The sequence below is a fragment of the Kitasatospora sp. NPDC057542 genome, assembly GCF_042801945.1.
Classification (GTDB): Bacteria; Actinomycetota; Actinomycetes; order Streptomycetales; family Streptomycetaceae; genus Kitasatospora.
On sequence record NZ_JBHVFE010000101.1, the window covers coordinates 1 to 23,053 of the forward strand.

Annotated in this window: 21 protein-coding genes; 10 read left to right on the top strand and 11 right to left on the bottom strand. The window is 74.0% G+C overall.

Annotation, left to right across the window (positions count from 1 at the left end; all coding sequences use genetic code 11):
• Window positions 1-94: 94 nt before the first annotated feature.
• Window positions 95-643 carry a PaaI family thioesterase gene (locus tag ACFU7Y_RS15555; RefSeq protein ID WP_224277206.1) on the bottom strand — a complete coding sequence of 183 codons (549 nt, stop codon included), beginning with the start codon at window positions 641-643 and terminating at the stop codon, window positions 95-97.
• Between the two features lie 223 nt (window positions 644-866).
• On the opposite strand from ACFU7Y_RS15555, the gene ACFU7Y_RS15560 reads away from it, so the two are divergent.
• Window positions 867-2,345, top strand: a complete 1,479-nt coding sequence (locus ACFU7Y_RS15560) for a PHB depolymerase family esterase (protein ID WP_224277208.1) — start codon at window positions 867-869, stop codon at window positions 2,343-2,345.
• 101 nt (window positions 2,346-2,446) lie between these two features.
• Here the strand turns inward: ACFU7Y_RS15560 and mca are convergent, their stop codons facing one another.
• Window positions 2,447-3,352, bottom strand: coding sequence for a mycothiol conjugate amidase Mca (gene mca, locus ACFU7Y_RS15565; RefSeq protein ID WP_224277209.1), 906 nt, complete (start codon window positions 3,350-3,352; stop codon window positions 2,447-2,449).
• A gap of 299 nt (window positions 3,353-3,651) precedes the next feature.
• Here mca and ACFU7Y_RS15570 point away from each other — a divergent pair, with 299 nt between their 5' ends.
• Together ACFU7Y_RS15570 and ACFU7Y_RS15575 are read left to right on the top strand one after the other, a co-directional pair.
• Window positions 3,652-4,299: a TetR/AcrR family transcriptional regulator gene (locus tag ACFU7Y_RS15570; RefSeq protein WP_224277211.1), complete on the top strand. Its 648-nt coding sequence runs from the start codon at window positions 3,652-3,654 to the stop codon at window positions 4,297-4,299.
• A gap of 130 nt (window positions 4,300-4,429) precedes the next feature.
• Entirely contained in the window at window positions 4,430-5,110 is a 681-nt protein-coding gene (locus tag ACFU7Y_RS15575; RefSeq protein ID WP_224277213.1) for a DUF6445 family protein, read from the top strand.
• Between the two features lie 76 nt (window positions 5,111-5,186).
• Here ACFU7Y_RS15575 and ACFU7Y_RS15580 read toward each other — a convergent pair whose 3' ends face one another.
• Entirely contained in the window at window positions 5,187-5,810 is a 624-nt protein-coding gene (locus ACFU7Y_RS15580; protein WP_224277215.1) for an endonuclease, read from the bottom strand.
• 62 nt (window positions 5,811-5,872) lie between these two features.
• Between ACFU7Y_RS15580 and murQ the strand changes: the two genes are divergently transcribed.
• On the top strand, window positions 5,873-6,778 hold the full coding sequence (gene murQ / locus ACFU7Y_RS15585) for an N-acetylmuramic acid 6-phosphate etherase (protein WP_224277239.1): 906 nt from the start codon (window positions 5,873-5,875) through the stop codon (window positions 6,776-6,778).
• Between the two features lie 84 nt (window positions 6,779-6,862).
• Here the strand turns inward: murQ and ACFU7Y_RS15590 are convergent, their stop codons facing one another.
• Both ACFU7Y_RS15590 and ACFU7Y_RS15595 read right to left on the bottom strand, forming a co-directional pair.
• Entirely contained in the window at window positions 6,863-7,375 is a 513-nt protein-coding gene (locus ACFU7Y_RS15590; RefSeq protein WP_224277240.1) for an isochorismatase family protein, read from the bottom strand.
• A gap of 11 nt (window positions 7,376-7,386) precedes the next feature.
• On the bottom strand, window positions 7,387-8,073 hold the full coding sequence (locus ACFU7Y_RS15595) for a TetR/AcrR family transcriptional regulator C-terminal domain-containing protein (protein WP_224277241.1): 687 nt from the start codon (window positions 8,071-8,073) through the stop codon (window positions 7,387-7,389).
• 124 nt (window positions 8,074-8,197) lie between these two features.
• Between ACFU7Y_RS15595 and ACFU7Y_RS15600 the strand changes: the two genes are divergently transcribed.
• Window positions 8,198-9,493: an MFS transporter gene (locus ACFU7Y_RS15600; protein ID WP_224277243.1), complete on the top strand. Its 1,296-nt coding sequence runs from the start codon at window positions 8,198-8,200 to the stop codon at window positions 9,491-9,493.
• A gap of 98 nt (window positions 9,494-9,591) precedes the next feature.
• Here ACFU7Y_RS15600 and ACFU7Y_RS15605 read toward each other — a convergent pair whose 3' ends face one another.
• Together ACFU7Y_RS15605 and ACFU7Y_RS15610 are read right to left on the bottom strand one after the other, a co-directional pair.
• Entirely contained in the window at window positions 9,592-10,098 is a 507-nt protein-coding gene (locus tag ACFU7Y_RS15605) for a hypothetical protein (protein ID WP_224277245.1), read from the bottom strand.
• Window positions 10,099-10,245: 147 nt separating this feature from the next.
• Window positions 10,246-11,745, bottom strand: a complete 1,500-nt coding sequence (locus tag ACFU7Y_RS15610) for a glutamate synthase subunit beta (protein WP_224277247.1) — start codon at window positions 11,743-11,745, stop codon at window positions 10,246-10,248.
• Between the two features lie 177 nt (window positions 11,746-11,922).
• Here ACFU7Y_RS15610 and ACFU7Y_RS15615 point away from each other — a divergent pair, with 177 nt between their 5' ends.
• Window positions 11,923-12,603, top strand: a complete 681-nt coding sequence (locus tag ACFU7Y_RS15615; protein WP_224277248.1) for a response regulator transcription factor — start codon at window positions 11,923-11,925, stop codon at window positions 12,601-12,603.
• An 8-nt stretch (window positions 12,604-12,611) separates the two neighbouring features.
• On the top strand, window positions 12,612-13,994 hold the full coding sequence (locus ACFU7Y_RS15620) for an ATP-binding protein (protein WP_224277250.1): 1,383 nt from the start codon (window positions 12,612-12,614) through the stop codon (window positions 13,992-13,994).
• 53 nt (window positions 13,995-14,047) lie between these two features.
• Here ACFU7Y_RS15620 and efeB read toward each other — a convergent pair whose 3' ends face one another.
• The 3 genes from efeB to ACFU7Y_RS15635 form a co-directional block, all read right to left on the bottom strand.
• Window positions 14,048-15,415, bottom strand: a complete 1,368-nt coding sequence (gene efeB / locus ACFU7Y_RS15625) for an iron uptake transporter deferrochelatase/peroxidase subunit (protein ID WP_380768250.1) — start codon at window positions 15,413-15,415, stop codon at window positions 14,048-14,050.
• Window positions 15,415-17,469, bottom strand: a complete 2,055-nt coding sequence (efeU, locus tag ACFU7Y_RS15630) for an iron uptake transporter permease EfeU (protein ID WP_224283246.1) — start codon at window positions 17,467-17,469, stop codon at window positions 15,415-15,417. Before efeU ends, efeB begins: the two co-directional genes overlap by 1 nt.
• Before the next feature lie 239 nt (window positions 17,470-17,708).
• A complete protein-coding gene (locus ACFU7Y_RS15635; protein WP_224283245.1) occupies window positions 17,709-18,035 on the bottom strand; it encodes a hypothetical protein in 327 nt (108 codons plus the stop codon).
• Window positions 18,036-18,485: 450 nt separating this feature from the next.
• Here ACFU7Y_RS15635 and ACFU7Y_RS15640 point away from each other — a divergent pair, with 450 nt between their 5' ends.
• A complete protein-coding gene (locus tag ACFU7Y_RS15640) occupies window positions 18,486-20,066 on the top strand; it encodes a ubiquinol-cytochrome c reductase cytochrome b subunit (protein WP_224283247.1) in 1,581 nt (526 codons plus the stop codon).
• A 94-nt stretch (window positions 20,067-20,160) separates the two neighbouring features.
• Here ACFU7Y_RS15640 and ACFU7Y_RS15645 read toward each other — a convergent pair whose 3' ends face one another.
• Window positions 20,161-20,562, bottom strand: coding sequence for a hypothetical protein (locus ACFU7Y_RS15645; RefSeq protein ID WP_224283244.1), 402 nt, complete (start codon window positions 20,560-20,562; stop codon window positions 20,161-20,163).
• A 204-nt stretch (window positions 20,563-20,766) separates the two neighbouring features.
• On the opposite strand from ACFU7Y_RS15645, the gene ACFU7Y_RS15650 reads away from it, so the two are divergent.
• Both ACFU7Y_RS15650 and ACFU7Y_RS15655 read left to right on the top strand, forming a co-directional pair.
• Complete coding sequence (locus ACFU7Y_RS15650) at window positions 20,767-21,381, top strand: TetR/AcrR family transcriptional regulator (protein ID WP_224283243.1); 615 nt, start codon at window positions 20,767-20,769, stop codon at window positions 21,379-21,381.
• Between the two features lie 27 nt (window positions 21,382-21,408).
• A complete protein-coding gene (locus tag ACFU7Y_RS15655) occupies window positions 21,409-23,010 on the top strand; it encodes an FAD-dependent monooxygenase (RefSeq protein WP_224283242.1) in 1,602 nt (533 codons plus the stop codon).
• The last annotated feature ends 43 nt before the right edge of the window (window positions 23,011-23,053 follow it).

Genomic DNA, 23,053 nt, shown 5'->3' on the forward strand with positions numbered 1-23,053 from the left:
GTCGCTGCTGCGGCCGGGGCCCGCCCGTTCCCCGGTGCGGGTGCGTCGCGGGTGTGTAGGGCGCCGGATCAGGACACCCGGTCCGGACGCCGGATCAGGACGCCGGGCGGGGAGTCAGGATCGCGCAGGTGGTGGTGGCGTGTGCGTAGAGCTTGCCGTTCTCCGCACCGACCACCCTGGCCTCGGCCGTCGCCATCGTCCGGCCCAGGTGCAGCACCACGCCCTCGCAGCGCAGCGTCCCGGAGTCGGCGAACAGCGGGCGCAGCATGTGGACGTTGAGCTGGGTGGTGGTGTAGCCCACCCCGGCCGGCAGCCTGCTCAGCACGGCGCAGCCGAGCGCCGAGTCGAGCAGGGTGGCCAGGTAGCCACCGTGCACGGTGTTCATCGGATTGTGGAGGTGGTCTCCGGGTTCGCCTTGGAACACCGCCGCCCCCGGCTTCGCCTCGGTCAGGTGGAAGCCCATGGTGCTGCAGATCGAGGGCTCCGGGATCCGCCCGGCGATCCACTCCAGAAGGAACTCCTCTCCGGTCAGGTGGGCATAGTCGGCGATCGACGGGCCGGACGTCCAGGTGTGGGTCCGGGTGCGCTGCTCCGGTCCACTCGTGGGCTGCGGACCTTCGGAGGCGATCTCATCGGTGGTCATGGGATCAACCTGCCCGGTCCGGCCGTTCGTCTCAAGTGCCTTCCACCGCAGGGTGGCTACGGCCACCCGGCGTTGCCAGGACGCGCGGCAGAGCCGCAGGGCCATGGCGGCCCGCGCCATGGCCGGGCGGCGGCCCCCGGATGACCGCCACATGGCACCGGGGCGCCGGGCGCGTCACGCTGCACGGGTCCGACCCCCGCTCCTCCCCCACCCAGGAGTCCCCATGCCACTGCGCCCCACCGCAGCGGTGCTGCTCACCGCCGCCGCTCTCGCCCTCGGCGCCGCCGCACCCGGCGCGGCCGCCGCCTCGCCCGCCACGGCCTCCGTCGCGTCCTCCGTCGCTGCGGCCACGAGCGGCAGCTTCCAGCAGGTCACCGGGTTCGGCACCAACCCGGGCAACCTCGCGATGTACACCTACACCCCGGCGGGGCTGCCCAGCGGCGCCCCTCTGGTGATCGCTCTGCACGGCTGCGTCCAGAGTGCCACCGACTACTACCGCAACTCCGGCTGGACCAAGTTCGCCGACCAGTACGGCTTCGCGGTGGTGTTTCCGCAGACCAGCAGCGTCAACAACAGCCTCTCCTGCTTCAGCTGGTTCGACGCGAGCAAGGCCGCCCGCGGCGTCGGCGAGGCCAGGTCGGTGGTCGAGATGGTCACCAAGGCCGAGTCCCTGTACGGCTCGGACACTCACCGGGTGTTCGTCACCGGGCTGTCGGCCGGCGGCGGGATGGCCGCCGACCTGTTGGCCGACTACCCCGACGTGTTCGCCGGCGGGGCGATCGACTCCGGACTGCCCGCCCACTGCGCCACCACCCAGGCCGCCGCCTCCGGCTGCCAGAACTCCGACCAGGGGCTCACCCCGGCGCAGTGGGGCGACAAGGTCCGGGCCGCGTACCCGGGTTACACCGGGCCGTGGCCCAGGGTGGCGATCTGGCAGGGCACCGCCGACACCGTGGTCAGGCCGGTGAACGCGACCGAGCTGCGAGACCAGTGGACGAACGTCCAGGGCGTCGGGCGTCAACCGGCCAGCACCCGGAGCCTCCCCGGCGGCACCACCCAGGAGCTCTACGCCGACGCGAGCGGAAAGCCCGCCGTGGCCCTGTTCACGATCAGCGGGATGGGCCACGGCCTGGCCGTCCACCCGGGCTCCGGGGCCGACCAGTGCGGAGCGACCGGCGCCTACTTCCTCGACACGGTCTGCTCCGGCTACTACACCGCGCAGTTCTGGGGGCTCGACGGCGGCTCCGGCCCCACCAACCCAGGGCTGCCGGCCCCGAGCGGGCTGACCGCAACCGCGTCCGCCGATTCGGTCGCCCTCGGCTGGCAGGCCGTCAGCGGCGCGGCCTCGTACCAGGTCTTCCGCAACGGGACCCAGGTCGGCAGCGCCACCGGGACGGCCTTCACCGACACCGGGCTCACGGCCGGCACCACGTACAGCTACGCCGTGGCGGCGGTCGACGGGTCGGGCACGGTCGGCGCCCGGTCGGCGGCGGTGACGGCGACCACCCCAGGCGGGGGCACGTTCCAGTGCTTCACCGCCAGCAACTACGACCAGGTCCTGGACGGCCGTGCCACCCGGGCCGGTGGCCTGACCTACGCGCTCGGCTCGGGCCAGAGCATGGGGCTCTGGAACACGTTCGTCATCCACACCCTGAAGCAGACCGGCCCGGGCTACTACGTACTCGCCGACGGCCAGTGCTGAGCGGGCGACAGACGATGCCGTAGTGAACAACACGGCACCGGACAGCATCACAACCGCCCGCACGACGACGGCCCCCGCCGTCACCGCGCCCTCCGTGAGGCTCATCCCGCCCCCACCTCCGCCCGGAGCCCGGCGAACAGGTCGGTCTCGATCTCGCCCGGCACGGCCGCCGTGCCGGGCCCCGGCACCAGGCTCCGGGCCAGGTGGTAGTCCTCGGTCGGCCAGACCTCGCGCTCGATGCGCCGCGGGTGGGACATGAAGGCCACGCCCGGCTGGACCTGGGTGGCGTGCGCCAGCATCGCCGCGTCCCGTACGGCGAACTGCTCGGCGCACGCTATCCGGGTGGTGGTGGCCAGGGCGGACGGCGTGTCGGGCCAGCCGGCGAGCAGCTCGCCCATCTCGGAGGGGACGCCCCGTTCCGTCATGGCCTCGTGCAGGGCCTGGAACCAGGCCCGGGAGAGCGCCAGGTGGTAGTAGAGCTTGGGCACCTGCCAGGGCTCGCCCAGCCCGGGGTGGCGCTCCGGGTCGCCCGCGGCTTCGACGGCGGTCACGGTGACCCGGTGGGTCATCACGTGGTCCGGGTGCGGGTAGCCCCCGGTCTCGTCGTAGGTGATCACCACCTGTGGGCGGAACTCCCGGATCAGCTCGACCAGCGGTGCCGCCGCGAGCTCCACCGGCCGGGCGGCGAAGCAGCCTTCCGGGAGCGGTTCGTCCGGACCGGGCATCCCGGAGTCGACGAAGCCGAGGAACTGCTGGCGCACACCGAGGATCTCCCGGGCGGCCGCCATCTCCTCGCGCCGGACGCGGGCGATGTCGGCCCGGACCTCGGGCCGGTCCATGGCCGGGTTGAGCACCGAGCCGCGCTCACCGCCGGTGCAGGTGGCGACCAGGACGTCCACGCCCTCGGCCGCGTACCGGGCGAGGGTGGCCGCGCCCTTGCTGGACTCGTCGTCGGGGTGCGCGTGCACGCTGAGCAGTCGAAGGCCGTTCGGGTGACGGGTGAACACGGGTGCCTCCATGTGTGGGCGGTCGGGAACCGAGCGGCGGTCAGCCGGATTCGCGGGTGTTCGGATGGAGCAGCGCCGGAGCGGCGGCGAGCGCGGACCGGGCCTGCACCCACCGGAAGGTCCCGCCGGCCGAGCCGCTGCCGGCCGGCCCTTCGCCGCGACGGACGTGGTCATGCGCCCTCCCCGAGTCGTTCCCCGGCGGCCGCTCCGACCACCCGAGGAGAACTTAGGACGGACCCAGCAACTGGGTCAAGCCCAATTACTGTGCTCGACCCAGCGAACTGCGCTACGCTCCTGCCATGACCGACACCGGGACCACTCCGAACCTGCGCGAACTCAACAAGCGCCGCACCCGCGAGGCCATCTCGCACGCCGCGACCAGGCTCTTCATCGAGCAGGGTTTCGATCGCACGACCATCGCCGAGGTCGCGGCCGCCGCGGGCGTCGCCAAGATGACCGTCACCAACCACTTCCCGCGCAAGGAGGACCTCTTCTTCGACCTGCACGAGCAGCTCGCCGGCCGGCTCGCCGGAACCGTCGCCGGGCGCGCGCCGGGCGAGTCCGCGCTCGACGCGCTGCGCCGCGACTGCCTGGCCGGGCTCTCCCGGCACGACGCCCGGCTCGGCTTCGCCGACCCGGCCTTCGCCCGCACCGTCTTCGACAGCCCCGCGCTGGTCGCGCGGCTGCGCGAGCTGCACGAGCAGGGCGAGACGGCACTCGCCGAGGCATTGGCCGAAGCCGTGCACGAGATACCCGTCGGTTTCGAGTGCCGGGTCGCCGCCGCGCTGCTCGCCGCCGTCGACCGCGCGGTGTTCGCCGAGGTGTTCCGCCGCACCCTGGCCGGCGAGGAGCACGCGGCGATCGCCGTCGCGGTCCGCCCCTCGGCGGCCCGGGCCTACGACCGCCTGGAGGGCACCCTCGGGGGCTTCGCCGTGCGGGAGGCGTAGAGCACCCGAACGCCGCGCCGCACCGGAGGCCCGGGAATGTGCCCAGGTCAGCACGGGGCAGCACACCCTTGACGAAAGGTTGACCTGCTCACGGCAGAAGGTTGACGATCACCGCCTCTATCGTCGGCCCATGCCCTCACAGCCCATCAGGCCCACCGCCCTGCCGGTCCTGCCCTACCGCAAGCCCACCCGGGGCCGGGACTACTGGGTCCTGGACAATGTGCTGCCCGACCCGGACGCCGTCCGGGAGCGCTGCCTGGCCCGTGGGGACTGGACCGAGGGCTACCCGCACCGCCCCGAGACCTGGCCCGGACTGCGCACCATGCCGGGCCTGGAGCCGGAGGAGCTGGCCCGGGTCGAGTCGCTGGTCCGCAAGGCCGCCGGCGTCCCCCGGCTCTGGGTGCAGAGCGCCCCGGGCGGCGGCACGCTCAACCACAACTGCGTCCAGGTCGTCGGCGCCGGGGAGTCGGAGCTCCGCCCGCACACCGATTCCCGCGCACTCTGTCGCTACGCCGCCGTCCTCTACCTCAGCCCCGGCGCCCCCAAGGACGCCGGCACCAGCTTCTACCGCCAGCAGTTCCCCGGCGGCCGGCTCGGCGGCAACCTGGTCAACGCCCCGCACAACAACCTGGTCGAGGCGCTCGGCACCCGCCACGTGCCGGCCGATCACTTCACCGAGGACGTACGCGTCCCCAACCGCTACAACCAACTGCTCCTCTACCACGCCAACCTGATCCACAGCGCCACCGGCTACTACGGCACCGACCTGGCCGAGCGGCGGATGACGGCGGTCTTCTTCTGGATGGCCTGACCCCGTACGCGCCCTTCGGACGACCGGGCCCTCACGGAGTTCCGGAAGGGCTGCCCCCGCCCCGGGGCGCCCGCCCTCACCCGGCCCCGACGTGCGCCAGACTCGCCCTGGTCAGTGCCGCCGCCAGCCTGGCCAGGTCCCCCGGCCCGACCAGCGCCGCCAGTGCGTCCGGTTCGCCCGGCAGCCCGAGCGTCCGGGCCTCGGCGAGCACCCGCTCGTCGAAGTACGGCCTCAGCGAGGGCCAGACCGCCTGTGCCTCGCGCCGGAAGATCCCGGCGCCGACCGGCCCGATCCGGGGGAACTCCCGGAGCAGCTCGCCGATCCGCTCCGGTTCTCCCCCCGCCTCGTCCCGCAGCCGCCGCAGGTCACCGTGCCAGCGGTCGAGCAGCAGTTCGGCCCCCTGCCCGAGCGCGGTGGCGGTGCTCTCGTCGTAGCGCACGTAGTGGGCCCGGCCCAGGGCCGCGATGAGCGTCCCGCGCCGGGCTTCGGCCATCGCGCGCGGGGTCCGCAGCCCGGCGGCCGACAGTTCCCGGGCCGCCGACGTGGCGGTGGCGGCGCTGATCCGCACCGAGCACAGCACGGTCAGGGCGAGCAGCCGGTAGAGCGGCGAGGGCTTGTCGCGCAGCGTGGTCCCGGCCTCCTCCGCGTAGGTGCGGCCGAACCGGTCCAGCAGATCGGCAACGGTCGGTTCCACGGCCATCACCTCCCTCCCCTCCACGCTTGCCCGGATTCGGGCGCCCCGCACCCGGGGAGGCTCGCCGCATGAGCCGTGACACCGTATCCGCGACCGAGACCATCCGCCCCGAGTGGGCCGCGATCGACCAGCTGCCCACGGTCGAGCTGCTCCGTCTGATGAACGCCGAGGACCGCACGGTGCCCGCCGCCGTGGCCGGGGAGCTGGACCGGATCGCCGCCGTGGTCGACGCCGTGGCCGCCCGGATGGCGCGTGGTGGTCGGCTGGTCTACGCCGGCGCGGGGACGGCCGGGCGGCTCGGCGTACTGGACGCCGTCGAGTGCCCGCCGACCTTCGGCACCGATCCGGCGCTGGTCGTCGGACTGATCGCGGGCGGGCGCCCGGCCGTCACGGCGGCCGCCGAGGGCGCCGAGGACCGCACCGACCTCGCCGGGGCCGACGTGGCCGCGCTCGCCCTCACCCCCGCCGACACCCTGGTGGGTGTCTCCGCCTCCGGCCGTACGCCCTACCCGCTGGCCGCCGTCCGCGCCGCGCGCGCGGCCGGGGCCCTGACCGTCGGACTGGCGTGCAACCGGGGCTCGGCGCTCGCGGCCGCGGCCGAGCTGGGCATCGAGGTGGAGGTCGGCCCCGAGGTGCTGGCCGGATCCACCCGGCTCAAGGCGGGCACGGCGCAGAAGCTGGTGCTCAACCTGCTGTCCACGGCCGTGATGGTCCGGCTCGGCCGGACGTACGGAAATCTGATGGTCGACCTCCGCGCCACCAACGACAAGCTGCGCGAGCGTGCCCGACGGATCGTCGCCGAGGCGACCGGCGCCGACGAGGCCGCTGTCGACCGCGCCCTGACCGCGACCGGCGGCCGGGTCAAGGACGCGATCCTGTCCCTGCTCGCGGACGTGGACGCCCCCTCCGCCGCCCGACTGCTCACGGCCTCGGACGGACGGCTGCGCGACGCCCTCCGCCTCGCCAGGCCGTAGCAACCCCCCGGCCGTAGCAGCACCCCTCCCCGCGAGGCCGTAGCAGCCCTCCGCCTCGCCCCAGCCGCGACCCGGCCCCCCGGCTCACCCCAGCCGCACGTCCGCCGCCGCGACGACCTCGCCGAGCCGCGGGAAGTCCAGTTCCACCGAAGCCCGGTGCTCCTCCACCGTGAGCGCGGTCATCGCGTCCTCGACGAACACCACCCGGTACCCGTGGTCGCCTGCCGCCCGGGCGCTCGACTCCACGCCGAGGTTGGTGGCGATCCCGGTGAACACCAGGGTCTCCACGCCCCGCGCCCGGAGCAGCTCGTCCAGACCCGTGCCCTGGAAGGCTCCGATGGTGCGCTTCACCACGACCTCGTCGGCCACCGCCGCGACCTCCGCGAGCAGCCCGCTCCCCGGCGGCTGCTCGGTGACGTTCGGCCGCTCGACCCGGACCGCGACCACGGGCGCACCCGCCGCCCGGAACTCCCGGGCCAGCTCCAGCGAGGCCTTCACCACCTCCGAACCGGTGCGCGGCGCGAGCGGGTTGGCGACGATCCGGTCCATCAGGTCGATCAGGACCAGGGCCGTGCTGCGGGGGTCAAGGGTGGTCATGGGGGGTCACGCTAGTCCATCGGACGACTGGCGCCATCGGACGACTGGCCCGTCGGCGCCGGGGCGCCCTCCGCCGCCTCCCGCGCGATCTCCGTCCGGAACCCCTCGATCAGCACCCGCAGCCCGTACTCGAAGTCCGCGTCGTGGTCGGTCATCCGCAGCACGTCGACCGCCTCGCGCAGCAGCGGCAGTTCACGCAGCACCTCGTCCGGGAACGGCGGCCGGTCGCGGTCCGCGGCGTCCTGCCGCCAGGCCTGCTCCTCGGTGACCCAGCCCATGATGTACCGGTCGACGGTCAACAGCAGCCGCAGCGCCGTGCGCGGGCGCAGCCCGGCCCCGCAGAGGGCGCTCAGCTGGGCCTCGACCGCCGGGAGCTCGTCCTCGGTGGGCAGGGTGCCGGCGTGCACCCGGGCGCCGTCGCGATAGGCCAGCAGGGCGTTGCGCTTGGCGCGGGCGTCGGCGGCGATCCACTCGGGCCAGTGCGCCGGGTCCGGCTCGCGGTCGGGCGGGAGGGCCTCGGCGAGCATCGCCTCCGCCATCAGGTCGAGCAGTTCCCGCTTGTTCTTGAAGTGCCAGTACAACGCCGGTGACTGGACGCCGAGTTCACGGGCAAGCCGGCGGGTGGTCAGCCCGTCGATGCCCTCCTCGTCGAGCAGGCGCAGCGCCGTGCGCACCACTTCGTCGCGTTGCAGCGCCATCCGATCCGCCTCCTGGTCATCCGCTTGCCAGACCACCTTATCGCCGATAAGTTCCCTCACTGGAATTTATCAGCGATAAGGACGGTCGCCGCGACGCCGACGGCCGCGAAGGGATCACCCCCTCATGACCACCGGACCGAACACGACGGACGGAACGGACCGCTTCCGGTCCCGACTGCTGCCGAACACCGCGCCCTGGCGGTCCTCCCGGGACTTCCGGCTGGCCTGGACCTCCGGCACGGTCACCCTGCTCGGCTCGATCTTCACCATGACGGCGATCCCGCTCCAGATCGCCGACCTCACCGGCTCACCGCTGGCCGTGGGCGCGGTCGGCGCGGTCGAACTCGTGCCCACCATCCTGTTCGGCCTCTACGGCGGCGTCCTCGCCGACCGCGCCGACCGCCGCACCGTCGCCCTGGTCACCGAGATCGCACTGGCCGCGCTCAGCGCCCTGCTGCTGGCCAACGCGCTGCTCGGCGCCCCCGCCGTCTGGCCCCTCTACGTCGCCGCCGGAGTGGCGGCGGCGCTCCAGGGCATCCAGCAGCCCTCGGTCGAGGCGATGGTCCCCCGGTTGGTGCCCCAGGACCAGCTGGTGGCGGCGGGCGCCCTGCTCTCGCTGCGCTGGAGCATCGGCGGCGTGGCCGCGCCTGCGGGGGCCGGACTGCTGATCGCCACCACCGGCGTCCCGGCGGCCTACCTCGTCGACCTCGGCACCTTCCTGCTCTCGATCGCGCTGCTCGCCCAGGTCCGGCCGGTCCCCTCGGCGCGGGACGCCGAGGCACCACAGCTCACCGAGCTCCTCGACGGTGCCCGGTACGCGGCCCGGCGACCCGACCTGGTGGGTACCTACCTGGCCGACCTCGCAGCCACCGCCTTCGCCCTGCCCACCGCGCTCTTCCCCTTCCTCGCCGCGGACCTGGACGCCGGCTGGGCGCTCGGCCTGCTCTACTCGGCCAGTGCGGTCGGCAGCCTGATCGCCGCCGCGACCGGCGGATGGGCGGAGCGGGTGCACCGCCACGGCCGACTGGTCCTGCTCTCCGCCGCCCTGGTCGGCGCGGCGACGGCCGCGGCCGCCTTCGCCCCGGGCCTGTGGGCCGCCCTGTTCTGCCTGACCGTCGCGGGCGGCGCGCACTGGATCGGCGACACCTTCCGCAGCGCCATCTGGAACCAGTCCATTCCGGACGAACTCCGGGGCCGCGCAGCCGGGTTGGAGATGCTGATCGGCTCCGCCGGCCCGGCCCTGGGCGACCTGCGGGCCGGCGGGCTCGCCGCCCGGCAGGGCATCCGGGCGGCCCTGCGCACCGGCGGCCTGCTCTGCCTCGGCAGCTCGGCCGCGCTGTCCGCCGCGATCCCCGCGCTCTGGCGCTACGACCAGCGGGCGCACCGCACCGAGCCGACCGGGGCGGAGCCCACCCCGTGACCCGCCAACCGCACCGGCCCCACTCCATGACGCACCAACCGCACCGGCCCCGCACCGTGACGCACGCGCAGAGCCGGCCCCACCGCACGAACCGCCACTCAGTCCAGGACGAGCGCCGCCGCGTGCCGATCGATCAGCTCCCCCAGCCGCCGGACGTCCTCGGTCCCGCGCTTGGGCAGCATGGTCACCACCCCCGTCTCCTCGCTACCGCCCAGCAGCAGGAACATCCCGGGCGTCTCCAGGTGGTAGCACTGGTCCGGCCAGCCGAGCTCGGTGACCGAGGCCGCAGTGCTCACGACCACCCCGTAGTCGTCCAGCACGACCCGGAACTCACCCTTGTCCGCCACCACCCGCATCACCCGCCGCACCCGCAACCCGGGCAGCGCGAGCACCACCAGCAACGCGAACACCGCCAGCAGCACGGCCGGCAGCAGCGCCACCCCGCCGACAACGGCGAGCAGCCCGGCACCCGCCGTCGCGCCGGCGGCCATCACGTACGTGGCACGCCGCGCCCGACGCCCGGCCACCGTGCGCCGGGCCCACGCCGCGAACGCCTCCCGGAAGTCGGCGGCCGTCGGGGTGTAGCGAACCTCGACCGACGTCACCGCCCCCTCACCCGCACTCACACTCTCGCCCTCCGGTCCCCGTACGCACAACTCCTGACGGCTTTTCCGCCGTATCGTAGCAAAGGCCGTACGTACCCGACCCGATCGCGTCCGCGGCCTCCCGGCCCGGCGCCTACGCTCCCGGACTCACACCGTGAGCGCCCGCGCCGACGCCCGGATCGGCTCCGGCAGCTCCGTCCACCCCCGCAGGTACCGGTCCACCGCCGCCGCCACCGCCCGCCCCTCCGCGATCGCCCAGACGATCAGCGACTGCCCGCGCCCGGCGTCCCCCGCGACGAACACGCCCTCCGTCGCCGTGGCGAAGCCGTCGTCCCTGGCCAGGGTTCCCTCCGGCCCGGTGGCGAGGCCGAGTTGGGCGAACAGCCGGCGGTCCGGCTCCGGCCCGGTGAAGCCCAGTGCGAGCAGCGCCAGCTGCGCCGGCAGGCTCCGTTCGGTGCCCGCCCGCGGGTTGCGGTCGACCGGCCCGGCCTCGGCGAAGCGGACGGCGGCCAGCCGGCCGTCCGGGCCGGGCTCGAAGCCCACGGTGGCCGCCTCGAACACCCGGGGCCCGGCCTCCGCGGCACAGGACTCCTCGTGCGAGGTGGTCTCCCGGTACACCTTGGGGTGCACGGGCCAGGGCTGCCCGGAGGCCCGGCGCTGCGGCGGACGCGGGTTGATGTCCAGCTGGGTGACCGAGGCTGCGTGCTGGCGCAGCGCCGTCCCCAGGCAGTCCGCCGCCGTGTCCCCACCGCCGACGATCACCACGTGCCGCCCTTCGGCGGACAGCGGCGAGGCCGGGCAGTCGCCCTCGTCCACCCGGTTCGCCCAGGTCAGGTACTCCATCGCCTGGTGGACCCCGGACAGGTCCTGCCCCGGTACCGGCAGGTCCCGGCAGGCGGTCGCGCCCACCGCGACCACCACCGCGTCGTACCCGGCCCGCAGCTCCTCGCCCGGGACGTCCCGGCCGACCCACACCCCGGTGCGGAAGGCGGCGCCCTCGGCCCGCAGCTGGTCCAGCCGACGCTCCAGCCGGTGCTTCTCCAGCCGGAACGGCGGGATGCCGTACCGCAGCAGCCCGCCCGCGCGGTCGGCCCGCTCGTACACCGTGGTGGCGTGCCCGGCCCTGGTCAGCTGCTGGGCGGCGGCGAGCCCGGCCGGGCCCGAGCCGATCACCGCGACCCGCCGCCCATCGGCCCGCTCGGGCGGCCGGGGCCCGTCCCAGCCTGCCTCCCAGGCCCGGTCGGCGATCGCCAGCTCCACGTTCTTGATCGTCACCGCCGCGCCGTCGATCGCCAGCACGCAGGCGCTCTCGCAGGGCGCCGGGCAGAGCCGCCCGGTGAACTCCGGGAAGTTGTTGGTCGCCAGCAGCCGCGCCGCAGCCGCCCGCCAATCCGGTCCCGCGTCCGCTTCCCCGCCCGTCCCCGACTCCGCCACCAGCCGGTTCCACTCCGGCACCAGGTTCCCCAGCGGACAGGCGTTGTGGCAGAACGGCAAGCCGCAGTCCATGCACCGCCCGGCCTGTCCGCCCACCATCGGCAGCAGGGACCCCGGCCGGTACACCTCCCGCCGGTCCCCCAGCCGCTCCCGCGCGTCCCGCCGCGTGCGCTCCGCGCGCGGGGTGGTGAAGAAGGCCATCCGGTCTGCCATCGCGGCCTCCGGTAGGGCGTGCCGACACGGACCAGGCGGCTCACCCGGCGGCGCGCCACCGTGTGGCCACCGTACGCCCGCGAAGCACCGCGCGAAAGAGGCAGCGGTCCCGGACCGGCCCGGGATACCGCGGCCCCGCCCGGAGGCGTCGTGAGCACGCCAGGGAGAATCTCCGCCATGACCCACACCGTGCTGATCGCCGAGGACGACCGGGCCATCCGCGACTCGCTCGCCCGCGCCCTGATGCTGGAGGGCTACCGGGTGCGGATCGCCGCCGACGGCACCCAGACCCTGGCCGTCCTCGCCGAACAGCGCCCGGACGTCCTGGTGCTCGACGTGATGATGCCCGAGCCGGACGGCCTGGAGGTCTGCCGCCGGCTGCGCGCGGCAGGTGACCGCACCCCGGTGCTGATGCTCACCGCCCGGGTCGAGGTCCCGGACCGGATCGCCGGCCTCGACGCCGGCGCCGACGACTACCTGGTCAAACCCTTCGACGTGGACGAGCTGTTCGCCCGCCTGCGCGCCCTGCTGCGCCGTCGGCCGCCCGAGCCCGCCGCCGAGGTGCTGACCGTCGCCGACCTCCGGATCGAGCCGTCGGCCCGACGGGCCTGGCGCGCCGCCCGAGAGCTCGAACTCTCCCGCACCGAGTTCGACCTGCTGGAGCTGCTGGCCCGGCACGCCGGCGCCGTCCTCGACCAGGCCACCCTGTACGAGCGGATCTGGGGCTACGACTTCGGCCCCGGCTCGAAGAACCTCGCGGTGTTCATCGGCTACCTGCGCCGCAAGCTCGACCGCCCCGGCCTGCTGCCGCTGATCCACACCGTCCGCGGCGTCGGCTACACGCTGCGCAAGCCGTGAGCGGGCCGGTGCCCCGCCGACCGCGGCGGACACGCCTCCCGCGCCCGGGCCTGCGCACCACCCTCGCACTGGCCTTCGCCGCGATCGCCGCGCTGGTCGCGGTGCTGATCGGCGCACTCGGCTACCACGCCGCCGCCAGGCTGATCCGGGACGACGAGACCGCCGACTTCACCGCCGCCGTCGACTCCGTGGACCGGCAGGTCGAGCGGCAGGTCCTCCTCCCGGGCGACTTCGCCGGTCCGAGCGGGCTGAGCGACGACCTGGTGCGCCCGATCCGGGTCACCACGCAGTCCCTCGACCCCGACGGCCGGGTGCTGCCCGGCACCGCCCGGCTCGACCTGCCGCCGACGCCGGCCGACCACGACCTCGCCCACGCCGAGCAGCCCGGCCGCACCTCCACCGGGCTGCGCCACTGGCACGGCGACGCCTACCGGGTCGGTGTGGTGTCGCTCGGCGGCCGGCGCGGCGCGGTCCAGATCATCCAGCAGGTCGGGCCCACCGAGAAGCTGCTGACCGCCCTGCGGACCCGCACGGTGGCCCTGGTGGCGGTCGTCGCGGTGCTCGCAGGCGGGGCCGGCCGGCTGCTCGCCCGACGGATCACCGGACGGCTGGTCCGGCTCACCGACGCGGCCGAACTGGTCGCCACCAGCGGGCGGTTGGACGTCCCGGTGCCCGCCGCCGGAACGGACGAGGTGGGCCGGCTCGGCCGGGCCTTCGACCGGATGCTGGTCCGGCTCGCCACCGCCAAGGAGAACCAGCGCCGGCTGGTCCAGGATGCCGGGCACGAGCTGCGCACCCCGCTGACCAGCCTGCGCACCAACCTCTCGGTGCTCCCCGGTCTGGACCGGCTGCCACCCGCCGAACGCGCCGCGCTGATGGCCGATCTGGCCGAGGAGGCAAGGGAGTTGACCCAGCTGGTGGAGGAGCTGGTGGCTCTCGCGGCGGACCGCAGGGCGGACGAGCGGCCGACCGAGGTGGTCCTCGCCGACGTGGTCCGGCAGGCCGTCGCCCAGGCCCGGCGGCGCAGCGACCGGGAGATCGTGGTGGACGCGGACGGGACCGTCGTCACCGCCCGGCCGGACGCGCTGGCCCGCGCGGTGGGCAACCTGCTGGACAACGCCGCCAAGTTCGACCCGGCCGGGACGAGCCCGATCGAGGTGGTGGTGCGCGGCCGACGGGTGGAGGTGCGCGACCGCGGCCCGGGCATCGACCCGGCCGACCTCGACCGGGTCTTCGACCGCTTCTACCGGGCCACCGCCGCCCGCAGCCTGCCCGGTTCCGGACTGGGCCTGGCCATCGTGCACGAGGTGGCCCGCTCGCACGACGGGACGGCCTTCGCCGCCAACCGGGAGGGCGGCGGCGCGGTGATCGGTTTCACCCTCGGTTCCTGAACGGGCCCGGCCCCGAAGGGGGCGCGCCGGGGCCCGCCCTGTCCGGCACCGCGTCAGACGGCGGCCAGCAGCCCCCGTCCGAGCCAGTCGGCGTCGTCCCGCACGCCGGGCAGGACGAAGAAGTACCCGCCGCCGGTCGGCGAGATGTAGTCCACCAGCGGCTCGCCGACGAGCCGGGTCTGGGTGGCCTCGAACTGCCGCACCACGTCCTGCTGGTAGCAGCAGAACACCAGGCCCATGTCCAGGTTGCCCGTCTGGTCGATCCCCCGGTCGTAGTTGAAGCCCCGGCGCAGGATGCGCGAGTCGTCGGTGTCGGCGGTACGCGGGTTGGCCAGCCGGATGTGCGCGTCGAGCGGGATCGCGGTGCCGTTCGGGTCCTTGGCGTAGTCCGGCGCGTCGGTCTCCCGGACGCCGTCCAGCGGCGCGCCGGTGTCGCGGCGGCGGCCGAACATCTTCTCCTGCTCGGTGAGGGTGACGCGGTCCCAGAACTCGATCAGCATCCGGATGATCCGGATCACCTGGTAGCTGCCGCCGGTCGCCCAGGCGGGCTCGCCCGTCCCGTCGGTGACCCAGACCAGCCGGTCCATCTCGCGCCCGGATCCGGTGTCCGGGTTGACGATGCCGTCCTTGAAGCCGAGCAGGTTCCGCTGCGCGCCGTCCGGGCGGGACTGGTTCTGGAAGCCGTCGATCCGCCAGAGGATCTGCATGGCGCCCCGGGTGTGCCGGGTGATGTCGCGCAGCGCGTGCAGCACGGTGTCCTGGCGGTCGGCGCAGATCTGCAGCGAGAGGTCGCCGTGCAGTTCGGCGGCCTGGAGGTTGTCGTTCGGGAATGTCCTCATCGGCGCGAGCCTGACCGGTTTGGCCTTGGCCAGCCCGTAGCGGTCGTCGAAGAGCGAGGCTCCGACGCCGACCGTGACGGTCAGGTGGTCGGTGGGAACGGTCGGGCCGAGGATGCCGCTGTCCGAGGGCGGCGCACCGACACCGAGGTCCGGCGGGGTGCCGCCGGCGGTGAGGAAGCGGATCCGCTCGGTCAGGGTGCGGAACAGCTGTTCCAGCCCCGTGCGGTCCCGGGCTATCACCTGGCAGGAGACGAAGGCCGCGAAGCCGGGGGCCGGGGTGGTGATGCCGGCCTGGTGGGTGCCGTGGAACGGGACCGCCCCGCTCCTCTCGTGCTCGCCCTCCCCGGCGGCGGCCGGGCCGGCGCCGAGGGTGAGGGCGCCGCCGGCCAGGACAGCCGCTCCGGCGCCGGCGCCGAGCGCGGCGCGGACGAAGCTGCGCCGGGCCGGTCCGGCCGGGCAGCCGCCCTGCGCGGCGACCCCGACAGCAGCCCCGGCTGCGACGGGGTCCCCGGTTGCGGCGGCTGCGGTCTGCGCGACGTGCGGGAACGGGCAGGACCCGGTGGCTGCGGTGTGGTCGGTCATCAGGCGGCCTTCCGGATCTCGAGCAGGGCGGGGACGGGGGCGAGGTCTTCGAGCAGTTCGCCGGTGGCACCGTTGAGCTGCCGCCGGGCGTCGGCGGGCAGCCGGTCGACCGGGGTCCAGCCCTCGGGCCGGTCGGCGGCGGCGACCAGGTCGCCGACCCGCTTCATCCCGGCGTTCACCCTGACGAGCACCTGCGGGTCCCGCCCGTCGAGCAGCGGCTGGAGCAGGGTCAGCAGTTCCTGGGTGCCGGTCAGGTTCGCCTGGGCAGTGGCCAGGTTGGTGCCGCTGCCCATGTCGGTGTCGCCGGTCAGCTCGAACCGGAGGGTGTTCTCCAGGATCTCGTGGGCGCGCAGCGGCAGGTCACCGGGGGCGAAGTCCTGCCCGGGGAAGTCGTGCGCCAACTTGGCGACGTCCTGCGCCAGTTCGTCGGCGACGGGCGTCAGCTCCTCGGCGGACCGACCGTGCCAGAGGCCGTACTCCAGCCGCAGGAAGCCGGTGAAGCCGGGGTCCCGCTCCTTGTCGGCGAGGCCGTCCGGGCGGCCGTCGATCTTGCCGTCGAGGTCGGCGAAGGTGCCGTACGCGGCGCCGAGCGAGGCGTACTGAAGGTGGGCGGTGAGCCAGTCGGCCTTCGCCGCGGCGAGGTTGCCGTCGTGCACGTCGGCCTGGAGCTTCCGGCTCTGCGTCACGAGCGTCGCAAGGCCCTGGTTGACGTACTCCTTGTAGCTGTCGAGCGGGGCCTTGAGGTCGTCCTCGGTGACCGGTTTGACGGCCTTGACCTCGGTGCCGCCGCTGACGTGCACGGCGGCCGAGGTGACGGGCTTCCCGCCGGTGGGCACGCAGCGCCAGGCGTAGTCGCCGGAGCCGATGGTGGCGGTCAGGGCGCGGGTGGTGCCGGGCGCCAGGCCCTCGATCTCGCCGTACACCGCGCCACTGCCCGGGTCGACCAGGTAGACCTCGGCGACCTTGTCACCGGTGTTGCGCATCTGGAACACCTGCTGGCCGGGCCGCGGGTCGGCGAAGCCCTTGCCGCACTCCTGCTCGGAGACGGCGACGGTGGCCGAGCCGTCCTGCTTGCCGTCGCTGACCGCGATCACGGCGGCGGCCACCACCACCGGGACGGCGACAGCCGCGGTCGGCAGCACCCAGCGCGGCCGGCCCGCCCGCACCGGTCCGGCCCCGGCCTCGACGGGCTTCTGCGCGACGGCCTTCGCCGCGGCGGGGGAAGCGGCCGGGGCGCTCGCGCCGCCGCGGACCCCCTCGACGAACAGCGTCATCACGACACCCAGGTACGCGACGTAGCCGACGACCTGGAGCACCGTCATGGTGACGGTCAGGTTGAGGGTGCCCTGGACCAGCGTCGCGTACCAGGACGAGGCGTCCAGGTGCCCGCTCAGGTCGAAGGCGTACGAGCTGCCGCCGCCGACCAGGCCGGATTCCTGGAGGTCGCGCAGGCCGTAGCCGAGCACGCCCGCCGCGACGACGATCAGGCCGATGCCGGTGATGGCGAAGAACCGGGTGAGGTTCATCCTCAGGGCCCGCCGGTACAGGCCCCAGCAGAGCCCGGCCGAGAGCAGCAGGCCGACGGCCGCGCCGATCAGCGGTCCGGTGGACTCCCCGGCGGTGCGCACGTTGGTCCACAGGAAGAGCGAGGTCTCCAGGCCCTCGCGGGCGACCGCGAGGAAGCTGGTGAGCACCAGCGCGCCGGCGCCCATAGCCAGCGAGGCCTGGACCTTCTCCTTGATCTCGGCGGAGAGGGTGCGCGCCGAGCGCCGCATCCAGAACACCATCGCGGTGACGAAGCCGACGGCGATCAGGCTGAGCACTCCGCCGAACGCCTCCTGGGCGTGGCCGGAGAGGCTGGCGGCGGTGAAGGTGAGCACCGCGCCGAAGCTCAGGCTGAGCGCGACGGCCGCCGCGACGCCCGTCCACACCTGAGGCAGCCGGGCCTTCTGGTCCGCCCGGACCAGCGTGGCGATCAGGATCGACACGACCAGTCCGGCTTCCAGGCCTTCGCGCAGCCCGATCAGGAAGCTGGGAAACGCCTCGTCCCACATGCGGCGGGCTCCTCCCCCGGGCCCGGCCCGGATCGTTCACCTGTCCTCGACCCCGCTGCGGTGGCGGCGGAGCGGCGCAGCCGAGACGCCCCGGACACTTGCGTCCGGGGCGTCTGGCTTAGCTTAGGCAAACCTTAGAGCCGACGAGGTCAACTGCACCCCCGCTTCAGGTAAGGGTTCGGTATGAGACCCCCGCATCGAGCGAACCGGCAGGCCGGAGGGCCGTCAGGAGGAGCGCGTCACCCCCACCACTGCTCCGGCACCGGTTCCGGGTCGGACGATTCCGGGACCGTCACCGGTTCGGCGCAACGCACCAGCAGATCACCCTCCTCCGTCCCGGCGACCAGGTAGCCGCACTCGCGCAGTACGACCGCGGCCGCGCCGCTCAACGCCGCGAGCGCCTCCCGAGAGGGCGGCGCACCCGGCTCCGCGCCCGGCCTCCAGCCGACCAGCACACCCTCGGGGTGACGGTCGATCCACAGCGGTGAGGGCCCCTGCCCGGTGTCGAACCCGGCGCGGGCCAGGGCCTCGGTGACGTCCTCGAAGAGTTCACGGTGATCCACCATTGGCGCAGCGTAGGCCCAGGACCGCGCAACCCCCGGACACGGCGCGCGCCGAAACGGTTCAGCGGCACCCGACCGCAGCATCGGCACCCGCTGGGCCGAGCGGCGGCCAGCCGATCGGGCGTCAGGGACCCCCGTCCGGCCCGACACGAGCGGCCGGACGGGCCGATGGACGTGCACAGTCGGCCCCCTGCCGACAGCATGACAGAGTAAGCGATCCATCACCCTGAGCAACGGGTCCGGCGGAACACCTGGTCCGCGCGCCGGTGCGGCCGGCGGACCCGTATCGAGAGGTCCCATGATCACAACACTTCGCCGGCCGGCGTTCTCGCCGGCGGGCCTCCAGCACGGCACGCCGAGGACGCCGGGGAGCCCGTCGTGAGAACCGACCAGCAGTCGCAGCCGGGACCGGCGACCAGCACGCGCGCCGAGCCCGCCAACAAGGCCGAGGCCCTGGCCGACTGGACCGACGGCCGGCTCGGCGTCTACTCCCTGGCCAAGTCCAATCTCCGCAAGATCTTTCCCGACCACTGGTCCTTCATGCTGGGCGAGATCGCGCTCTACACCTTCGTCATCATCATCCTCACCGGCGTCTGGCTCACCATGTTCTTCACGCCGAGCATGGGCGAGGTCGTCTACGACGGGGCGTACGTCCCGCTCAGGGGCATCGCGATGTCCGAGGCCTACAACTCGACGCTCAGGATCAGCTTCGACGTGCGCGGCGGCCTGCTGATGCGCCAGATCCACCACTGGGCGGCGATCGTCTTCGTCGCCTCGATGCTGACCCACATGATGCGCGTCTTCTTCACCGGTGCGTTCCGCAAGCCGCGCGAGATCAACTGGGTCTTCGGCGCGCTGCTGCTGATCCTCGGCATGTTCGACGGCTTCATGGGCTACTCGCTGCCGGACGACCTGCTCTCCGGCACCGGCATCCGCTTCATGGAGGGGGCCATCCTGGCCATCCCGATCGTCGGGACCTACCTGCAGTTCTTCATGTTCGGCGGCGAGTTCCCGGGCACCGACATCATTCCCCGGCTGTTCACCGTCCACGTCCTGCTGATCCCGGGCGTCATGGTGGGCCTGCTCGCGGCGCACCTGATCCTGGTCTTCTACCACAAGCACACCCAGTTCGCCGGGCCCGGCCGGACCAACCAGAACGTGGTCGGCATGCCGCTGATGCCGGTCTACATGGCCAAGGCGGGCGGCTTCTTCTTCCTGGTCTTCGGCGTGGTCGCGGTGATGTCGGCGATCGCCACGGTCAACCCGATCTGGGCGTACGGCCCGTACCGCCCCGACCAGGTGACCACCGACGCCCAGCCGGACTGGTACATGGGATTCTCCGAGGGCCTGATCCGCGTGATGCCCGGCTGGGAGATCAGCGTCTGGGGCGGCCACACCCTCAACCTCGGGGTGCTCATCCCGCTGATGGTCTTCCCGCTCGTGCTGCTGTTCATCTGGGGCTATCCGTTCCTGGAGGCCTGGATCACCGGGGACCGGGGCGAGCACCACATCGCCGACCGGCCGCGCAACGCCCCGGTCCGCACCGCCTTCGGCGCGGCCTGGATCGGCCTCTACCTGCTCCTGCTGGCCGGCGGCGGCAACGACCTGCTGGCCACCCACTTCCAGCTCTCGATCAACGCGATCACCTACGCGGTGCGGATCGGCTTCTTCACCGTGCCGGTGGTCGTCTTCGTGATCACCAAGCGGTGGTGCCTGGGCCTCCAGCGGCGGGACCGGGAGAAGGTGCTGCACGGCCGCGAGACCGGCGTCATCAACCGGCTCCAGCACGGCGAGTTCGTCGAGGTGCACGCCCCGCTGCCACCGGGCCGGCTCTACACCCTCACCGCGCACGACCAGCCGCAGCCCTCCGAGCTGCCGCCGGAGGTGGACGAGAACGGGGTGGCCCGCAAGGCCGGGCTGTGGACCCGAGCGCGGGTGAAGCTCTCCCGCGGCTTCTACGGCAAGTACGGCCAGATCACCAAGCCCACCGTCGAGGAGCGCGAGGAGATCACCAGCGGCCACGGCCACCACTGATCCCGCCCCGACGCCGGAAAGGGCCCGCTGCGCCGGGAGCGGCACAGCGGGCCCTCGTCGCACCCGGGCCCGTCGACGGCGGGCCCGGAGCCGATCAGCCGCGCAGGACGGCCGGGACGACGGCGAACAGCGCCGCCGCCACGGTGACGGAGAGGCAGAGCGCCGCCCAGCGGGCGCAGATCCGGCGGCACTCTGCGCGGTATCGGGCGGCCAGCCGGCGGCAGCGCTCGACCGCGCGGTCGACGACCTCCTCGGCATAGCGCAAGCGATCGGCGGCGTAGGCCTGTTCGAGGCTCTCCCGCTCCGGCGCCGGCAGCCACGGGAACTGCGCGGCGAACGCGCGGGCGTCCCGTTCGGCCGCCGCGACCTCCGCCTCCCAGGCCAGGAATCCCTCGATGCGGGCGAACTCCGCCCGGGGGTTCACCCGGGCGCCGGCGCCGGCGGGCCTGCCCTGACGAGGGGTCCGCACTCTCGGCGGACGCTGTCTGCCACCCATGACCGCTCCTCAAGTCCTGTCGAGTCGTCCCGCCGGAAAGCCTGCGGGGAAGGGCTCCTGGCGGGGATCGCTCCGCGACCAGGCAACTACTATCAGCGACAAACCGCAGGTGGCGGACGGCTCGCCACAATCCACGCGCCCGGGAAAAACTTGCATGCCGCGCACTATTGCGCAACACGCACTCTTTGCGGGACAGTGGTGGCCATGACGAAGGGTCAGCCCGGTCTGCGGGAACGGAAGAAGGCCGCGACGCGGGAGGCACTCAGCTGGGCGGCCCTGCGCCTGGCAGTGGAGCGGGGGCTGGAGAACGTCCGGGTGGAGGACATCGCCGCTGCCGCCGGCGTGTCCCCCCGCACGTACAACAACTACTTCTCCAGCAAGGCCGAGGCGATCGTCCACCGGCACCGCGACCGCCTCCGGCAGTCCACCGAGGCACTGCGGGAGCGGCCCGCCGGGGAACCGCTCTGGGAAGCGCTCACCCGGGCCCTGCTCGCCCCGTACCACGACGCGACCGAGCAGCCGGACCCACAATGGACCGCCGCCATACGACAGTTGCTGCGCGAGCCGGTGCTCCAGGCCGAGCTGATGCGCGACGCGGCGCGGACCGCGGCCGGGCTCACGGCCGCGGTGGCCGCCCGGACCGGCACCGACCCGGACCGGGACCTCTACCCGAAGCTGGTCACCGCGGCCGCGCTCGCCGCGATCAAGGCCGCCAACGACCAGTACCTCACCGCCGACCCGCCGGTGCCGTTCCAGTCGGTGCTCGAGGACGCCCTGCGGCAGCTGGCCGCCGGGCTGCCGGCCCCGTCGCCACATTGAACTCACGCTCTCAGAGGGGGACTCGAGATGGACCACGACGTCGTCGTCGCCGGCGCGGGCCCGAACGGGCTGCTGCTGGCCTGCGAACTCGCACTGGCCGGAATCCGGCCGGTGGTGCTGGAACGGCTGCCCGCACGCTCACAGGCCCAGAAGGCCAACGGGCTGGTCGGCCAGGTGCTCCGGCTGCTCGACCACCGCGGCCTGTACGAGCCGCTCACCGGCACCCCGGGCGCGCCACGGCCCGTGCCCCGCTTCGTGTTCGGCGCCTTCCCGCTGGAGCTGCACCTGCTCGACGAGAACCCGCTGCACGCCCTGCCCGTACCGCAGCACCGCATCGAGGAGGTGCTGGAGGAACGCGCCCGCGCACTCGGCATCACCGTGCGCCACGGCCACGAGCTCACCGGCTTCGCCCAGGACGAGGCCGGGGTGACGGTCGAGCTGAGCGGCCCGGCGGGCCCCGAGCGGCTGCGCGCCCGCTACCTGGTCGGAGCGGACGGCGGCCGCAGCACCGTCCGCAAACTCGCCGGGATCGGCTTCCCCGGGGTGACCTCGTCCGACCCGGTTTCGCGGATCGCGCACGTGTGCCTCCCCGAGGACGTGCGCACCACCGCCGACGGCGAGTTCCTGCTGCCCGGCTGCCCGGTCCCGTTCCGCCCGTTCACCCACACCCGCACCGAACACGGCGTCATCGTCCTCGCCCCGCTCGGCCCGGACATCACCATGGTCGCCACCATGGAGTGGGACGCAGGACCGGTGGACGAGACGGCGCCGCTCACCCTGGACGAGCTGCGCGCCAGCATCCACCGGGTGACCGGCGCCGATCTGGCGCTCGCCCCGGCCCGCACGCCCGGACCGTTCACCCCTCGCCGCCAGGTCGGCCACAACACCCGGCTCGCCGAGAACTACCGGCGGGGCCGCGTGCTGCTGGTCGGCGACGCCGCCCACGTGCACGCCGCGACCGGCGGTCCGGGCCTCAACCTCGGCCTCCAGGACGCCGCCAACCTCGGCTGGAAGCTCGCCGCCGAGCTGCACGGCTGGGCCCCGCCCGGCCTGCTGGACAGCTACCAGGGCGAACGCCGCCCGGTCGGCGAGCGGGTGTTCATGCACTCCCAGGCCCAGACCGCCCTGATGGCCCCCGGCCCCGGCACCACCGCCGTGCGTGCCCTGTTCGACGAGCTGCTGGCGCACCCGGACAACCTCGGCCGGATCGCCGCGCTGATGGCGGGCAGCGACGTCCGCTACGAGGTGGACTGCCCGCACCCGCTGGCCGGGCGGTTCGTGCCGGACCTCACGGCGACCACCCCGGACGGCCCCGTCCGGATCGCCCGACTCGCCCGCACCGGGCGCCCGTTGCTCATCGACCTCACCGGCGGGGAGCCAGGCCTCGCGGACCCGGCGGCGGGCTGGAAGGACCGGGTGGACCTCGTCACGGCCTGCTGCCCGCAGCCGCCGGCCGGCGCCCTGCTGCTGCGCCCGGACGGCTACGTCGCCTGGGCCGCCGAGCCCGACCGGGCGGACCCGGACGGACTGGTCCGGGCGCTGCGCACCTGGTTCGGCGCGCCCGCTCCTGAGCACGAGCGCCCTGTTCCTGCGCACGCACACCCGAGGACGGACGCCCAGCCGCTCTGAGTACCCCGGGGCCGGGGCTCCGGGCGACGGGGACGGGCCCGCC

Bases quoted from the DNA above. Each gene is read 5' to 3' on its own strand.
- ACFU7Y_RS15555 (WP_224277206.1), bottom strand. From the start codon at position 643: ATGACCACCGATGAGATCGCCTCCGAAGGTCCGCAGCCCACGAGTGGA.
- ACFU7Y_RS15560 (WP_224277208.1), top strand. From the start codon at position 867: ATGCCACTGCGCCCCACCGCAGCGGTGCTGCTCACCGCCGCCGCTCTC.
- ACFU7Y_RS15570 (WP_224277211.1), top strand. From the start codon at position 3,652: ATGACCGACACCGGGACCACTCCGAACCTGCGCGAACTCAACAAGCGC.
- ACFU7Y_RS15575 (WP_224277213.1), top strand. From the start codon at position 4,430: ATGCCCTCACAGCCCATCAGGCCCACCGCCCTGCCGGTCCTGCCCTAC.
- ACFU7Y_RS15580 (WP_224277215.1), bottom strand. From the start codon at position 5,810: ATGGCCGTGGAACCGACCGTTGCCGATCTGCTGGACCGGTTCGGCCGC.
- murQ (WP_224277239.1), top strand. From the start codon at position 5,873: ATGAGCCGTGACACCGTATCCGCGACCGAGACCATCCGCCCCGAGTGG.
- ACFU7Y_RS15590 (WP_224277240.1), bottom strand. From the start codon at position 7,375: ATGACCACCCTTGACCCCCGCAGCACGGCCCTGGTCCTGATCGACCTG.
- ACFU7Y_RS15595 (WP_224277241.1), bottom strand. From the start codon at position 8,073: ATGGCGCTGCAACGCGACGAAGTGGTGCGCACGGCGCTGCGCCTGCTC.
- ACFU7Y_RS15600 (WP_224277243.1), top strand. From the start codon at position 8,198: ATGACCACCGGACCGAACACGACGGACGGAACGGACCGCTTCCGGTCC.
- ACFU7Y_RS15610 (WP_224277247.1), bottom strand. From the start codon at position 11,745: ATGGCAGACCGGATGGCCTTCTTCACCACCCCGCGCGCGGAGCGCACG.
- ACFU7Y_RS15615 (WP_224277248.1), top strand. From the start codon at position 11,923: ATGACCCACACCGTGCTGATCGCCGAGGACGACCGGGCCATCCGCGAC.
- efeB (WP_380768250.1), bottom strand. From the start codon at position 15,415: ATGACCGACCACACCGCAGCCACCGGGTCCTGCCCGTTCCCGCACGTC.
- efeU (WP_224283246.1), bottom strand. From the start codon at position 17,469: ATGTGGGACGAGGCGTTTCCCAGCTTCCTGATCGGGCTGCGCGAAGGC.
- ACFU7Y_RS15635 (WP_224283245.1), bottom strand. From the start codon at position 18,035: ATGGTGGATCACCGTGAACTCTTCGAGGACGTCACCGAGGCCCTGGCC.
- ACFU7Y_RS15645 (WP_224283244.1), bottom strand. From the start codon at position 20,562: ATGGGTGGCAGACAGCGTCCGCCGAGAGTGCGGACCCCTCGTCAGGGC.
- ACFU7Y_RS15650 (WP_224283243.1), top strand. From the start codon at position 20,767: ATGACGAAGGGTCAGCCCGGTCTGCGGGAACGGAAGAAGGCCGCGACG.
- ACFU7Y_RS15655 (WP_224283242.1), top strand. From the start codon at position 21,409: ATGGACCACGACGTCGTCGTCGCCGGCGCGGGCCCGAACGGGCTGCTG.